13 protein-coding genes and 1 rRNA gene are annotated in these 14,255 nt (G+C 38.4%); 6 read left to right on the top strand and 8 right to left on the bottom strand.

Annotated elements, in window-relative coordinates; genetic code table 11:
- Positions 1–6 precede the first annotated feature (6 nt).
- Positions 7–813, bottom strand: coding sequence for a type I methionyl aminopeptidase (gene map, locus KP713_RS00070; protein ID WP_005632605.1), 807 nt, complete (start codon positions 811–813; stop codon positions 7–9).
- Positions 814–949: 136 nt separating this feature from the next.
- On the opposite strand from map, the gene erpA reads away from it, so the two are divergent.
- The 5 genes from erpA (at position 950) to argG (ending at position 6,565) form a co-directional block, all read left to right on the top strand.
- Positions 950–1,294, top strand: a complete 345-nt coding sequence (gene erpA, locus KP713_RS00065; protein WP_005632606.1) for an iron-sulfur cluster insertion protein ErpA — start codon at positions 950–952, stop codon at positions 1,292–1,294.
- A gap of 1 nt (position 1,295) precedes the next feature.
- A complete protein-coding gene (locus KP713_RS00060; protein WP_215769484.1) occupies positions 1,296–1,649 on the top strand; it encodes a YacL family protein in 354 nt (117 codons plus the stop codon).
- 6 nt (positions 1,650–1,655) lie between these two features.
- Positions 1,656–4,013, top strand: coding sequence for a penicillin-binding protein 1B (gene mrcB / locus KP713_RS00055; RefSeq protein ID WP_215769483.1), 2,358 nt, complete (start codon positions 1,656–1,658; stop codon positions 4,011–4,013).
- 167 nt (positions 4,014–4,180) lie between these two features.
- Positions 4,181–5,053 (top strand): phosphoribosylaminoimidazolesuccinocarboxamide synthase, encoded by an 873-nt coding sequence (locus tag KP713_RS00050; protein WP_215769482.1) that lies wholly within the window; start codon positions 4,181–4,183, stop codon positions 5,051–5,053.
- Between the two features lie 177 nt (positions 5,054–5,230).
- The gene (gene argG, locus KP713_RS00045) at positions 5,231–6,565 is read left to right on the top strand and encodes an argininosuccinate synthase (protein WP_215769481.1); all 1,335 of its coding nucleotides are present in this window, start codon (positions 5,231–5,233) and stop codon (positions 6,563–6,565) included.
- 67 nt (positions 6,566–6,632) lie between these two features.
- On the opposite strand, the gene rnb is transcribed toward argG, so the two are convergent.
- Positions 6,633–8,609 carry an exoribonuclease II gene (gene rnb, locus KP713_RS00040; RefSeq protein WP_215769480.1) on the bottom strand — a complete coding sequence of 659 codons (1,977 nt, stop codon included), beginning with the start codon at positions 8,607–8,609 and terminating at the stop codon, positions 6,633–6,635.
- A 65-nt stretch (positions 8,610–8,674) separates the two neighbouring features.
- A complete protein-coding gene (locus tag KP713_RS00035; protein WP_215769479.1) occupies positions 8,675–9,463 on the bottom strand; it encodes an enoyl-ACP reductase FabI in 789 nt (262 codons plus the stop codon).
- A 178-nt stretch (positions 9,464–9,641) separates the two neighbouring features.
- Between KP713_RS00035 and prfC the strand changes: the two genes are divergently transcribed.
- A complete protein-coding gene (gene prfC, locus KP713_RS00030; RefSeq protein ID WP_005644678.1) occupies positions 9,642–11,225 on the top strand; it encodes a peptide chain release factor 3 in 1,584 nt (527 codons plus the stop codon).
- Positions 11,226–11,300: 75 nt separating this feature from the next.
- Here prfC and KP713_RS00025 read toward each other — a convergent pair whose 3' ends face one another.
- The 5 genes from KP713_RS00025 to rrf all read right to left on the bottom strand — a co-directional run bounded on the left by KP713_RS00025 (position 11,301) and on the right by rrf (position 14,245).
- On the bottom strand, positions 11,301–11,534 hold the full coding sequence (locus KP713_RS00025) for a YgjV family protein (RefSeq protein ID WP_215769478.1): 234 nt from the start codon (positions 11,532–11,534) through the stop codon (positions 11,301–11,303).
- A 437-nt stretch (positions 11,535–11,971) separates the two neighbouring features.
- Complete coding sequence (locus KP713_RS00020; protein WP_046942776.1) at positions 11,972–12,301, bottom strand: branched-chain amino acid transporter permease; 330 nt, start codon at positions 12,299–12,301, stop codon at positions 11,972–11,974.
- On the bottom strand, positions 12,298–13,032 hold the full coding sequence (gene azlC, locus KP713_RS00015; RefSeq protein ID WP_048952653.1) for an azaleucine resistance protein AzlC: 735 nt from the start codon (positions 13,030–13,032) through the stop codon (positions 12,298–12,300). The genes KP713_RS00020 and azlC overlap by 4 nt, the downstream gene beginning before the upstream one ends.
- Before the next feature lie 9 nt (positions 13,033–13,041).
- Positions 13,042–13,971 (bottom strand): LysR family transcriptional regulator, encoded by a 930-nt coding sequence (locus tag KP713_RS00010; protein ID WP_215769477.1) that lies wholly within the window; start codon positions 13,969–13,971, stop codon positions 13,042–13,044.
- Positions 13,972–14,129: 158 nt separating this feature from the next.
- A 5S ribosomal RNA gene (rrf, locus tag KP713_RS00005) occupies positions 14,130–14,245 on the bottom strand.
- Positions 14,246–14,255 lie beyond the last annotated feature (10 nt).

Raw genomic sequence — 14,255 nt, 5'->3', positions numbered from 1 at the left:
TGTCAATTACACATTCACCATAATGCGTGAAATTCGACCTTCTGCAATTTCTTCATCGCGGATAGTCATCACTTCACAACCAGTTTCCGTGACAACAAGTTGATGTTCGTATTGTGCTGAATGGCTGCGATCTTTGGTTTTTACTGTCCAACCATCACCCATAACGCGCACTTCTTTTTTGCCTGCATTAATCATTGGTTCAATCGTGAACACCATGCCTGGTTTTAAAATTACACCGCCATCATCTGCGTAATAATGCAATACTTGAGGTTCGCAGTGAAATTCTGTACCAACACCATGTCCGCAATATTCACGCACAACACTGAAAGTTTGGCTTTCTGTATATTTTTGCACAGCTTTACCTACTTCATTTAAACGAATACCAGGTTTTACTGTGCGTAATCCTACGTATAGGGCTTCCTGTGCCGCTTCCACTAATTTTTTACTACGAATATTCGTTTCGCCGCCCACGATATACATTTTTGAGTTATCACCAAAATAACCGTCTTTAATCACCGTGACATCAATATTCACAATATCGCCATTTTTAAGCACTTTATCGTCACTTGGAATACCGTGACAGACAACTTCGTTAATGGAAATACAGGTCGCCTTTGGGAAACCATGATAGTTCAAACACGCAGGGATAACCTTTTGTTCATTCACCATATATTCATGGCAAATTCGATCAAGTTCACCTGTAGTTACACCTGCTTTTACGTAAGGTTCAATCATCACCAGCACATCCGAAGCCAATTTGCAGGCCTCACGTAGTTTTACAATTTCTTTTTCTGTTCTAATTGGAATAGCCATTTTATTTCACCTTTTTTGAAAAAAATTTTGCCAGATTATAGCACGATTTCTAGGAAAAAACTGGATTACACTTGAATGGAGTAAATGGTTATTAGATAATAACGAAATTCAAATTTTCGGGAAGCGGGAAATAATTATGACAGATAACATTGCAGTACCATTGACATTTACTGATGCAGCAGCGAATAAAGTAAAAAGTTTAATCAGCGAAGAAGAAAATACTAATTTGAAATTACGCGTGTATATCACGGGTGGTGGCTGTAGCGGTTTCCAATATGGTTTTACTTTTGATGAAAAAGTGAATGAAGGTGATTTAACGATTGAAAAATCTGGGGTTCAACTTGTGATTGACCCAATGAGTTTACAGTATTTAATCGGTGGTACCGTCGATTACACAGAAGGTTTAGAAGGTTCACGCTTTACTGTAAATAATCCAAATGCTACCAGCACTTGTGGCTGTGGTTCATCCTTTAGTATCTAAGATGGATTTTCAATTTACACATTATCAAGGCAATGTATCCGTAAAATGTTCGATGGAACACATTGCTCTTGCTAACTGGTTCAATACAGAAGTGCGGTCAAATCCAAAGGCGATTTTGACCGCACTTTCTACTGCGCAATCACTCTCTGAAAATCAAGAAGAGATCTTAATTGGCGCAGAATATACTTTGTTTTTAGATGCTGATGAAGTAATGATACGAGCGAATAATCTCGCCATTGAAACAGATGAAATTTTGGAAGACGATTTTCACTATTATGATGAAGAAAGCATTGCTTTTTGTGGCACGCAAGATTTTATCCATTTCCTCGAAGCTTATGTTAATTTTATCTCTTAACCGACTATGACCACCGAAAACGTTCAAAAAAATCCCGAAGAAAAAACACCAAAAAAACGCAGTTCTTTCAAAAGTTTTCTATTAAAAGTAGCGTTTACTGGTGCGGTATTAACCGTATTTTATGGCGGATATTTAGATTGGCAAATCCGTTCGAAAATGGATGGGCAAATTTGGCGTTTGCCCGCTGAAGTGTATAGCCGTATTGAAAGCGTGAAAATTTCAGATAATCTCGCTTTTGATGAAGTGATTCAAATTTTATTAGATAACGAATATCGCCAAACAACCATGGTAGCCGCACCAGGCGATTTCAAATTGGAAGATGATACCATTGTGGTTCTTCGTCGAGCTTTCCCTTTCCCTGATAAACCAGAACCACAACGAGTTTTACGTTTACGCTTTGTCGATAACAAACTTAATCGAATTGAAGATCTCGTTGCAGTAAAAGCTATCGATGAGTTTCGCCTTGCACCAAAATTGATTGCGATGTTGGAATCTGATAATGAAGATCGCCTTGCAATTCCTTTACAAAATTACCCGCGCTTATTGATTGACGCCCTAATTTTAACGGAAGATCGCCGTTTTTATGATCATCACGGCATAAATCCAGTGGGCATTATACGCGCATTAATTACCAATATTCGTGCGGGGCAAACGGTACAAGGTGGTAGTACGCTCACTCAGCAACTCGTGAAAAATCTATTTTTATCAAGCGAACGTACGATTACCCGCAAAGCGAACGAAGCCTTAATGTCATTGGTGTTAGATTGGCGTTATGATAAAAACCGTATTCTCGAAACCTATCTTAATGAAATTTATCTCGGACAAAATGGTGATACGCAAATTCACGGTTTTGAATTAGCCAGCCAATTCTATTTTGGTCGTTCGATTCGTGAAATTAGCTTAGATCAAATTGCACTTTTAGTCGGGATGGTCAAAGGTCCTTCACTTTATAATCCTTGGCGTAATCCTCAAAACGCCTTAGAGCGTCGTAATGTTGTTTTAAAGCTCATGCTTGAACATAAAATGATCGGTGATGAACTTTACCAATTATTAAGCCAACGACCTTTAGGTGTTCAACAAAAAGGACAAATTTCCCGTAAATATCCGTCATTTATTCAAACTTTACAGGCGGATTTACGTCGTGAACTAGGCGAACATAAAATATCCAGTTTACTTGGCGCTCGGATTTTCACCACAATGGATTTAAAACAACAAGCCCAAGCAGAAAATGCAGTAGTGAATACAGTTTCACAACTACAACTGAAAACTAAAAATCCATATTTAGAAGGAGCCATGATTGTTGCCGATTACCGTATGGGTGAAATTCGTGCGGTAGTGGGTGGTTTGCAAACGCAATATGCAGGCTTTAATCGTGCATTAATGGCAAAACGTCAGATTGGTTCTTTAGTCAAACCATCAATTTATTTGACCGCACTTTCTAATCCAGAACAGTTCCGTTTAAATACCCCAATTAATAACCAGCCAATTACGATTAATGTCAAAGGTAGCCCGCCGTGGCAGCCGCGCAACTATGATAAAAAATATAGCGGTTCAGTGATGTTAATGGATGCCTTAGCGCGTTCTTTAAATATTCCGACTGTGAATATTGGGATGAAAGTCGGCTTGAGCAAAGTCATTGATACACAAAAAGCGATGGGATGGGATAATGTGGAAATTCCAAAAGTGCCGGCTATGTTGCTCGGGGCTTATACCATCTCACCTTATGATGTAACTAAACTTTATCAAACTATTGCGAATCAAGGTGGACGGATTGAACTCACAACTGTCGATACCATTGCGGATCGTCAGGGAAATATCATTTATCAACATGATAAAACCGCAAAACAAGTGGTACCACAGGAAGCCGCATTCCAAACGTTATTTGCGATGCAACAAACTGTTGAACGTGGTACAGCTCGTAGCTTGCAAAATGATTATGCGGATTTACGTTTAGCCGGTAAAACAGGGACAACAAATGATGCGCGTGATACTTGGTTTGTGGGGATCGATGGAAAAAATATCAGCACAGTTTGGCTTGGTCGCGATGATAATGGCGAAACAAAACTTACTGGTGCATCAGGCGCATTACAGATTTATAAAGATTATTTAAGCCATACTTATATTGAAAAATTGAAGCTAAATAAACCTGCGAATATGAAATGGGTTGGAATTACCCAACATGGCAGCTGGGATTGTGACAGCAATCGAGTGATTCCAGTTTGGGTGAATAATGGACAGAATTTCTGCGGAGGCACATCAAATGCTTCTCCATCTCCAACTACTCCACCAGCTGAAACAGAAATTGCTCCTCGACAAGAAAGCGTCTGGGATGTATTGGATAACCCAAATCCACCCACACAATAATTAATCGCGGTATATTTCTAATAATAAGCAAATATTTTGAAGCGAAAAAACTACACTTCCCCTGAAATTTCAGGGGATTTTTTTATTTCTTTAAAAAATAGCAAACGTTTGCTTTAAAAGTGCGGTACAATACGCGCCAGTTTTTACTTTCATACAGGTGCAAAACGATGACACAACAACTCCCCACTTTAAGTCTAAAAAAAATCTATTCAGGTAAAGTACGCGATCTCTATGAAATCGATGATAAACGCATGCTAATGGTTGCTTCTGACCGCTTATCTGCGTTTGATGTTATTTTAGATGATCCCATTCCACGAAAAGGCGAAATCCTGACTCAAATTTCCAATTTTTGGTTTAACAAACTTGCTCACATTATGCCGAATCATTTCACTGGCGAGAGTGTTTATGATGTGTTACCAAAAGAAGAAGCCGATTTAATAAAAGATCGCGCTGTAGTGTGTAAACGTTTGAATCCCATTAAAATTGAATCTATCGTACGTGGCTATTTAACTGGCAGTGGTTTAAAAGATTATAAACAAACTGGTACCATCTGCGGATTAAAACTACCTGAAGGCTTAGTTGAAGCCAGTAAATTAGCAGAACCTATTTTCACCCCATCAAGTAAAGAAGCTGTTGGCAATCACGATATAAATATCAGCTATGCAGAATGTGAAAAACTCATTGGGGCTGATTTAGCCGCACAAGTAAAAGAAAAAGCTATCGCACTTTATACTGCAGCTGCAGAATACGCACTGACTAAAGGTATTATTATTTGCGACACAAAATTTGAATTTGGTTTAGATGAAAATGGCATGCTCACCTTAATGGATGAAGTATTAACACCAGATTCTAGCCGTTTTTGGTCTATCGATACTTATCAAGAAGGGATTAATCCTCCATCATTCGATAAACAATTTATACGCGATTGGTTAGAAAATAGCGGCTGGAATAAACAAGCGCCCGCCCCGAAAGTGCCAGAAAATATTATTCAGAAAACGGTTGATAAATATCAGGAAGCACTGGATTTATTAACAAAATAGAGATCAAAATCCCTGCTATTTAGAGCGGGGATTTTTTATGCTCGATGACAACTAAAGATTTTTCATCTTAATACATAAAAGGCTAGACAAACATAAAAAGTACGGTTATATTTAAATGACTTTTTATTCAAATAAAATGATTAATTATTCAATCTAAATTATAAACAAGGAAAAGATATGTCAAATACAATTCTACAACATTTACCTGAAGGGCAAAAAGTCGGTATCGCTTTTTCTGGCGGACTAGACACTAGTGCAGCATTACTTTGGATGCGTCAAAAAGGTGCAGTGCCTTATGCATACACCGCCAATTTAGGCCAACCTGATGAGGATGACTACTGCGCAATCCCTAAAAAAGCGATGGCGTATGGTGCAGAAAATGCTCGCTTAATTGATTGTCGTGCTCAGCTTGCTCATGAAGGCATTGCGGCAATTCAATGCGGTGCATTCCATATTTCTACAGGCGGAATTCCTTACTTCAATACGACGCCACTTGGTCGCGCTGTAACCGGAACGATGCTCGTTGCAGCAATGAAAGAAGACGATGTAAATATTTGGGGGGATGGCTCAACATTCAAAGGGAATGACATCGAACGTTTCTATCGTTATGGTTTATTAACAAACCCGAATTTAAAAATCTATAAACCTTGGTTAGATGCGCAATTTATTGAAGAACTTGGTGGACGCTTTGAAATGTCTCAATTTCTTATCGAAAATGGTTTTGACTATAAAATGTCCGTTGAAAAAGCCTATTCGACCGATTCCAATATGCTAGGTGCAACCCATGAAGCAAAAGACTTAGAGCAATTAAGCACTGGCATGAAAATTGTTAAACCAATTATGGGTGTAGCATTTTGGGACGAGAATGTAGAAATTAAACCAGAAACAGTAACCGTCACTTTTGAAGAAGGCGTCCCTGTCGCATTAAATGGTAAACGTTTTGATAATGCAGTTGATATTATTCTAGAAGCCAATCGTATCGGTGGCCGTCATGGTTTAGGGATGTCTGACCAAATCGAAAATCGTATTATTGAAGCAAAATCTCGTGGTATTTATGAAGCGCCAGGGATGGCATTATTGCATATCGCTTACGAACGTTTAGTAACGGGTATTCACAATGAAGATACCATCGAACAATATCGTATTAATGGTATCCGTTTAGGCCGTTTGTTATATCAAGGTCGTTGGTTTGATCCACAAGCCTTAATGCTGCGTGAAACAGCACAACGTTGGGTGGCAAAAGCAATTACGGGTACGGTAACACTTGAGCTTCGTCGTGGTAACGACTTCACTATCTTAAATACCGAATCACCAAACTTAACCTACGAAGCAGAGCGTTTAAGTATGGAAAAAGTCGAAGATGCGCCATTTGATCCAATTGATCGTATCGGTCAATTAACCATGCGTAATTTAGATGTATCTGACACCCGAGGCAAACTTGGTATCTATGCACAAACCGGCTTATTAAGCGCAATTAAAGATTCAGTATTGCCACAATTAGGTAAGAAATAAGAAGTTTTTAAAAAAGAAAAAACCGATTTTCAATCACTGAAAATCGGTTTAAAGAAGAACAATTTTATTAAACGATTTCGCCGACAATACTGCGAGTTGCTTCTTTCACTTCCGTAAGTTTCACTTTCACAATATCACCTATTTTGTAAATACGCTCACCTTTAATATAAAGGGCAATCTCATCAGAATTCACCTGCATTTCTTCTTTATTGTTATGTAAAGTTGAAGCAGGTATAAACATTGAAGCGCCATTTTCTAATAATTGCACACGTAATCCACCACGCATCACATCTTGCACTTCCGCCTCAAATTCGGCATTTGATTCAACTTTATCAGCAAGATAACGGCAATATAACCAATCCGCAATATCACGCTCAACTAAGCGATTTTGGCGACGAGCCTCTTGTAAACGGGCCAGCACTTCATCTTGTGGCTTATTACAAACTTGTTGTGTCAATACTGCTTTAATTAAACGATGGTTCACCATATCAGAATATTTACGGATGGGCGAAGTCCAAGTGGCATAGCCTTCCAATCCTAAGCCAAAGTGCGGTGCTAATTCCGATTTAAATTCGGCGAAAGTTAAATAACGACGTAAACGGAATTCTAAATAGTCGCCTTCAATCGGTTCAATATCATGGCGCATTTGGCAATAACCGTTTAATGTTGCCAAATTTTCTACCGAATAACGCTCAGCAAGTTCAGCTTGATTTTGTTCATTGGCTAAATTTGCCATTAAGAAATTGTGCGCATTCTCTAAGAATTTCTTATCAAAACCGCTATGCGTATTGAAAATTCCAGTTTGTGCCTGCTCTGCTAAAAATTGTGCGGCACAAATGTTAGCAATAATCATCGATTCTTCGACAATTTGATTGGCTATACGACGATATTCCGCTTTGATTTCTGCCACTTTGCCATTTTCAGCCAGCACAAAAGAATAATCCGGTTTTTCTTTAAATAACAAAGAATGTGTCTTACGCCATTGAATACGTGCTTTGGTAAACTGATGTAACCAATCAATTTGCTGCGCAATTTCTGATGTTTCGGGCTGCCATGCGTTGTCTGCCTGTTCTAAATAATCCGACACTTTGTTATAAGCCAATTTCGCTTTAGATTGAACATAAGCCGAAACAAAATGCGGTTTGGCCGTAATATTGCCTTCAAGATCTGTTTCGATATAACAAACAAGCACTGGACGCGTTTCATTTGCGATTAACGAACATAATTCATCAGATAATTCGCGTGGCAACATAGGAATGTTAAAGCCTGGCAAATAATTGGTGAAACAACGCTGTCTCGCATCTTTTTCAATTTGAGAATCTAATGCAATATAAGCAGTTGGATCCGCAATCGCGACAACTAATTTCCAACCTGTTTGTTCACCATTTTGTTCAATAGGCTCAATATATAAAGCATCGTCCATATCCATTGTGCTTTCTGAGTCGATAGTCACAAAATGAAGTGCGGTCAGATCTTCACGAGTTTGTTGATCTAACATTTCATAACTTTCAGTGCCTTGCACAGGATGACGAGATTGCTCATGACGTGCCAATGTTACCCACCAAGGGGCAAATTCATCATCAGCTCGGCAAATAAACTGATTAATAGTGGCATAGAAAAAGCGATCATCACGTAATGGGTGAGTTTTTAAATTAGCAACCACCCAATCGCCTTCTTGTAATTCTTCTTTGACAGATTTAGCTTGTTGTGCGCCAATGGGTTGGTTGATACTTGGATGATCCACCAAAACTTGCAATTTTTTGTCTTTATTGAACCGCACTTTTGCAATGAAACGCGTCAGCATTGGCTCAATTAAAGATTCCGGTTCGGCTTGTTCTTTATCGCCTTGCTTTTCAATAGTGGCTTTGATTTTGTCACCGTGCATCACCTTTTTCATTGAAGGCGGCGCGATGAAATAGGTTTTCTTATCGCACTCTAAAAAACCATAGGCTTTATCGGTGCTTTTTACCACGCCTTCTACATGCTCTTTGCTGTCGTGGATTTGTTGTTTAAGCTGTGCGAGTAAAGGATTATCTTGAAACATAGTTATATTTTAAAAAAGAGAAAAGGCAGACTGAAAAGCCTGCCTAAAAAAGAATGTAAGAAAAATTATTCTTCGCCTAATTCGCCCATTGCAGTGATGCTGAAACCTGCATCTACGTGAACGATTTCACCAGTAATACCCGATGCTAAATCAGAGCATAAGAATGCTGCAGAGTTACCTACATCTTCAATAGTGACAGTGCGGCGTAATGCTGCAGTTTTCTCAAAGGTAGAAAGCATTTTCTTGAAGTTTTTAATGCCTGATGCCGCTAAAGTGCGAATTGGACCAGCAGAAATTGCATTCACACGAATACCTTTTTTACCTAAATCCGCTGCCATTACGCGCGTTGCTGCTTCAAGAGACGCTTTCGCTAAACACATCACGTTGTAGTTAGGAATTGCGCGTTCTGCCCCTAAGTAAGAAAGGGTTAATAATGCAGCATTTGGATTTAAATAAGGGCGTGCTGCTTGTGCCATAGCTACAAAACTGTATGCGCTAATATCGTGAGCAATACGGTAGCCTTCACGAGTTGCGGCATTGACATAATCACCATCTAATTGATCACCTGGCGCAAATGCGATTGCATGAACAAACCCATCAAATTTATCCCAACGTTTGCTTAATTCTGCGAAGCAATTTTGGATGCTTTCATCAGTTGCAACATCTAAAGGAAGCACGATATCAGAGCCAAATTCTTTAGCAAATTCTTCTACGCGCGGTTGTAATTTATCGTTTAAATAAGTGAAAGCAAGTTCAGCACCTTGTTCTTTCATTGATTTTGCGATCCCGTAAGCAATAGAACGATTGCTTGCAAGACCAGTGACTAAAATGCGTTTACCTGTTAAGAAACCCATAATTTTTCCTATATTGTTAGCGTAAAAAACTTGCGTAGTATAAGCGAAAATTTGTCTTTGTACAAAGCAGACCAATTTTTCTAATAAAACCAACCGCACTTTCTTTACAAATTCGTTTGAGCAAAAACCTAAAATCAGCGAAAATAGCCCAAATTTTTAATTGAACGAAGAAGAAACAATGAGTTATCCATTAGAAGAAGTTAATAAACGTCGCACTTTTGCAATTATTTCCCACCCCGATGCAGGTAAAACAACCATCACCGAAAAAGTACTTTTATACGGAAATGCGATTCAAACCGCAGGTTCTGTAAAAGGCAAAGGCTCGACTGCGCATGCCAAATCCGACTGGATGGAAATGGAAAAACAACGTGGAATTTCGATTACCACTTCCGTAATGCAATTTCCTTATAACGATTGCTTGGTGAACTTACTTGATACCCCGGGGCACGAAGATTTCTCTGAAGATACTTACCGCACTTTAACCGCTGTGGATAGCTGTTTAATGGTTATCGACTCCGCAAAAGGGGTTGAGGAACGTACAATTAAACTAATGGAAGTAACTCGCTTACGTGATACGCCAATCATCACCTTCATGAACAAACTCGACCGCGATATTCGCGATCCGATGGAATTGTTAGATGAAGTGGAAAATATTCTGAAAATTCGTTGTGCGCCAATTACATGGCCGATTGGTTGCGGAAAATTATTTAAAGGCGTTTATCATATCGCTAAAGATGAAACCTATCTTTATCAATCAGGTCAAGGCTCAACTATTCAAGAAGTTCGCATTGTCAAAGGTTTAAATAGCCCAGAATTAGATGCCGCTGTTGGCGATGATTTAGCACAACAACTTCGCGATGAATTGGAATTAGTGCAAGGCGCAAGTAACGAATTTGAACATGATGCCTTTATTAAAGGTGAACTTACACCAGTATTTTTCGGAACTGCATTAGGTAACTTTGGCGTGGATCATTTCCTTGATGGTTTAACACAATGGGCGCCAAAACCACAATCTCGTCAAGCTGATACAAGAACAGTCGAAAGTTCAGAAGAAAAATTCTCTGGTTTCGTATTTAAAATTCAAGCCAATATGGATCCAAAACACCGCGACCGTGTTGCCTTTATGCGTGTCGTTTCAGGCAAATATGAAAAAGGCATGAAATTAAAACATGTTCGAATTGGTAAAGATGTGGTGATTTCTGATGCACTCACCTTTATGGCTGGCGACCGTGCTCACGCCGAAGAAGCTTACGCTGGCGATATTATTGGTTTACATAATCACGGCACGATTCAAATTGGCGATACCTTTACGCAAGGTGAAACCTTAAAATTTACCGGTATTCCAAACTTTGCGCCTGAGCTATTCCGCCGTATTCGCTTGAGAGATCCTCTCAAACAAAAGCAATTACTTAAAGGTTTAGTACAACTTTCAGAAGAAGGTGCTGTTCAGGTATTTCGCCCATTAATGAATAACGATTTAATCGTGGGCGCTGTGGGTGTCTTGCAGTTTGATGTGGTGGTTTCTCGTCTAAAAACTGAATATAACGTAGAAGCGATTTATGAAAATGTGAACGTTGCAACTGCACGCTGGGTGGAATGTGCCGATGCGAAAAAATTCGAAGAATTTAAACGCAAAAATGAGCAAAATTTAGCTTTAGACGGTGGAGATAACTTAACCTATATTGCGCCAACAATGGTAAATCTGAATTTAGCTCAAGAACGTTATCCTGATGTCGTTTTTTACAAAACTCGTGAACATTAAAACGACAAAGTGCGGTAAAATTTCACCGCGCTTTTCCAGAAAAAAAGCGTTGAAATTTAATTCAACGCTTTTCTTTTATTTAGAGACTTTTTCTTGTCTTAATCGCCAAAGTTGATAAACATTCACAACGGCTAAAAATGCATTTAATAGTGCAACTGGATAAGCGGTGATAATTACGCTATAGATCACAAATAAAATTGCGCCAATGCTGTTCACTATGCGTAGATGTACGATAGATTTAAATAAAAATGATACAGCAACAAAAAAGGTTGCGATATAGCCCAATAATTCAACTAAATTCAATTCCATAATTCTGTTCTCTTCGATTAAAAATAAAAACGGGCGCCATGATAAAAGATTTTTAAAATAAGGAAAAGATCAGAAAAAAAAGCAACCGATTGCAAGAGAAAATTATTTTATCTTACAAAGAAATAAAGGTATTTTTAGCATCATGAGCGCATAAAAACCGGGACGAGTGCGCACATCTAAAATCTCGGGAGCATATCCAATTTGGGGGAATTAGATAACATTAGCTCGCTCAACCCGCACTTTGTCACCGGCTAAACTCTTTTAAGAAGCCTGATAGTAATGCTATGAACAATAAAGAAATTTAATAAAACTAGGTTCTATCTTTTGTAATAACTAAAATTCCAATTTCTACCATTCTAGAAATCAGATTGGTTATAAACTATGAAGTAACTTTAGATTCAAGAGAATTCTAGAGAAATGAACGTTATGATCTTATTCTAAATAAAGACAAGTTGTACTAAAACCATATAGAAAAGCGTACCAACAGCAATAGATAGAAACATATTTTTCTTCCAGAAATGCAGCCCTAGCACCACTATGCCTGCAAGAAAATCAGGGATACCATGATAACCAGTTAAAACATCAATATTCTTATAGCAATAAACTACAAGCATACCAAACATAGCTGGAGGTAAAACTTTCCCAAGATAGCGAATATATTGTGGAATCGGACGATTAGCTGGGAACACAAAAAATGGCAATAAGCGCGTAAATTGCACAGTAAGCACACAAATTCCAATCGTCATAATCTGTTCTGTGAGTGTCATTTTAGCGACTCCAATTTTGTGTCTAATTTAGGCCCACGCATAGTTAGAATTAACCAGATACCAATTAATGTTGGAATTAAGAAGTATTCTTTGCCTACAATCAGTAAAAAAGCTAATGCAATCCCTAAACCCAATAGAGAGCTTTCATGGGATTTTTCCTTTATCCAATTTTCTGCAAAAATGACTAAGAAAAGAGCGGTCATCGAGAATTCCACACCTTTTAAATCAAAAGGTAAAACAGAGCCAAATAAGTTACCAATTGCAGCGCCAACCACCCAATAAATATGCAAATATAAGCTGACAAAGAACATGTACCAACCTTTATCTAAGTGCTGTGGAATTTTGGCCATATAATTTAAAGAAAAAGATTCATCAACGAGGGTGGTAATTAAATACCAACGTTTATGACCAATATGTACGCCATATTTTTCTAACATTGATATGCCATAGAAAATCTGACGAATACTGATCATCAAGGTAATTAATAACACACTGATGGGAGAAAAAGGTGCGATAAGTGCTCCAGCAGCAATAAACTCAACCGAACCCGCATAAATAAGTAAAGCCATCAAAGTAGGATATAAAAATCCGAAACCCAGTGCCTTCATATAAATACCGTATGCCACACCAAGAAATAAAAATCCTGCAATCATTGGCGCACTATAAGGAAAAGCAGCTTTAGCCGCTGCACTAATCGGATGAGTCTGCTGATTTTGTTGAGAAAAATTCATTTATTACTTCTATAAATCTAAAACAGATAGCCCTGGTAAAGTTGAAAAACTTTGAGCTTTTACGGTTTGATAAAAATCTTCTAAATAAGAAAGGGATTCATCTTCTTTGCGGATAGCCGCATATAGATTGCTATATAAACCTTCTTTTGTGACTTTTCTTGCCACGACATAGCCCTTTTCCAAATAAGGCAACGCAGCCCAATAAGGGATAGTCGCAATGCCACGACGACTCGCTACTAATTGAATCATAGCAATAGTCAATTCAGTTGTGCGCCGAGTAGGATTAATGCCTTTTGGTTTAAGCACTTTACGCAATAGATCTAACATATCATCGGGAACTGGGTAAGTTACCCAGGTTTCATTTGCAAAATCTTCCGCATCCCAAATTTCTTTTTCTGCTAAAGGGTGATCTTTTGAGCAAATCCCAACCATCTCATAAGAAAAGAGCGGTTTAAAAATGATATCATCATTATGCTCTACTTCTGATACTATCGCCCAATCTGCTCGGTGAGAAAGCAATAAACCAACAGGATCCGTATGAAAACCAGATACAATATCCAACTCAACTAGCCCCCAATGCCGACGAAATTCGTCCATAGCAGGCATTAACCAATCAAAACAAGTATGACATTCCACAGCTATACGAAGCTGACCTGCATCTCCATGTTTAACTCGAGCAAGATCACGTTCAGCATCTACGACTTTTGGCATCACTTCATTAGCAAGACGAATTAAACGCTCTCCTGCAGAAGTAAAACGAAGTGGATTACTTTTACGCTCAAACAAAGGTAAACCAAACTGTTCTTCTATTAATTTAATTTGGTGAGAAAGGGCTGATTGGGTTAGATATACTCGCTTTGCTGCCAAAGAAACGCTCCCCGTCTCTTTTAAGGCCAGTAAAGTTTTAAGATGTCTAAATTCTAGAAAAGTTGGTTTCATTAAAAATATTCATACAAAATAGAAAATTAGATGATAGATATCATACCTTAAAATACGAAATATTCGAATTAATATTCTATAGAAAAACAAAAACCCCGCATCTTTCGACACGGGGTTCTTCTGTTTTTATTTTATTTAATTTAGATTCATATTTGGTAACCTGGCGGTGCCCTACTCTCACATGGGGATGCCCCACACTACCATCGGCATTACAGCGTTTCACTTCTGAGTTCGGTATGGTGTCAGGTGGTTCCACCGCACTATCGCCGCCAGGATAATTCTTT

This window comes from Haemophilus sp. SZY H36, from assembly GCF_018829625.1.
Classification (GTDB): Bacteria; Pseudomonadota; Gammaproteobacteria; order Enterobacterales; family Pasteurellaceae; genus Haemophilus; species Haemophilus haemolyticus_K.
The sequence above is the reverse complement of the archived record's forward strand: the minus strand, read 5'-3'. Positions and strand labels throughout refer to the sequence as shown.

Excerpts from the sequence above, each read along its gene's own strand:
- KP713_RS00035 (WP_215769479.1), bottom strand. The coding sequence starts at position 9,463 with ATGGGTTTCTTAACAGGTAAACGCATTTTAGTCACTGGTCTTGCAAGC.
- KP713_RS00025 (WP_215769478.1), bottom strand. The coding sequence starts at position 11,534 with ATGGAATTGAATTTAGTTGAATTATTGGGCTATATCGCAACCTTTTTT.
- map (WP_005632605.1), bottom strand. The coding sequence starts at position 813 with ATGGCTATTCCAATTAGAACAGAAAAAGAAATTGTAAAACTACGTGAG.
- mrcB (WP_215769483.1), top strand. The coding sequence starts at position 1,656 with ATGACCACCGAAAACGTTCAAAAAAATCCCGAAGAAAAAACACCAAAA.
- rnb (WP_215769480.1), bottom strand. The coding sequence starts at position 8,609 with ATGTTTCAAGATAATCCTTTACTCGCACAGCTTAAACAACAAATCCAC.
- KP713_RS00020 (WP_046942776.1), bottom strand. The coding sequence starts at position 12,301 with ATGACACTCACAGAACAGATTATGACGATTGGAATTTGTGTGCTTACT.
- KP713_RS00010 (WP_215769477.1), bottom strand. The coding sequence starts at position 13,971 with ATGAAACCAACTTTTCTAGAATTTAGACATCTTAAAACTTTACTGGCC.
- argG (WP_215769481.1), top strand. The coding sequence starts at position 5,231 with ATGTCAAATACAATTCTACAACATTTACCTGAAGGGCAAAAAGTCGGT.
- azlC (WP_048952653.1), bottom strand. The coding sequence starts at position 13,032 with ATGAATTTTTCTCAACAAAATCAGCAGACTCATCCGATTAGTGCAGCG.
- KP713_RS00050 (WP_215769482.1), top strand. The coding sequence starts at position 4,181 with ATGACACAACAACTCCCCACTTTAAGTCTAAAAAAAATCTATTCAGGT.
- prfC (WP_005644678.1), top strand. The coding sequence starts at position 9,642 with ATGAGTTATCCATTAGAAGAAGTTAATAAACGTCGCACTTTTGCAATT.
- KP713_RS00060 (WP_215769484.1), top strand. The coding sequence starts at position 1,296 with ATGGATTTTCAATTTACACATTATCAAGGCAATGTATCCGTAAAATGT.
- erpA (WP_005632606.1), top strand. The coding sequence starts at position 950 with ATGACAGATAACATTGCAGTACCATTGACATTTACTGATGCAGCAGCG.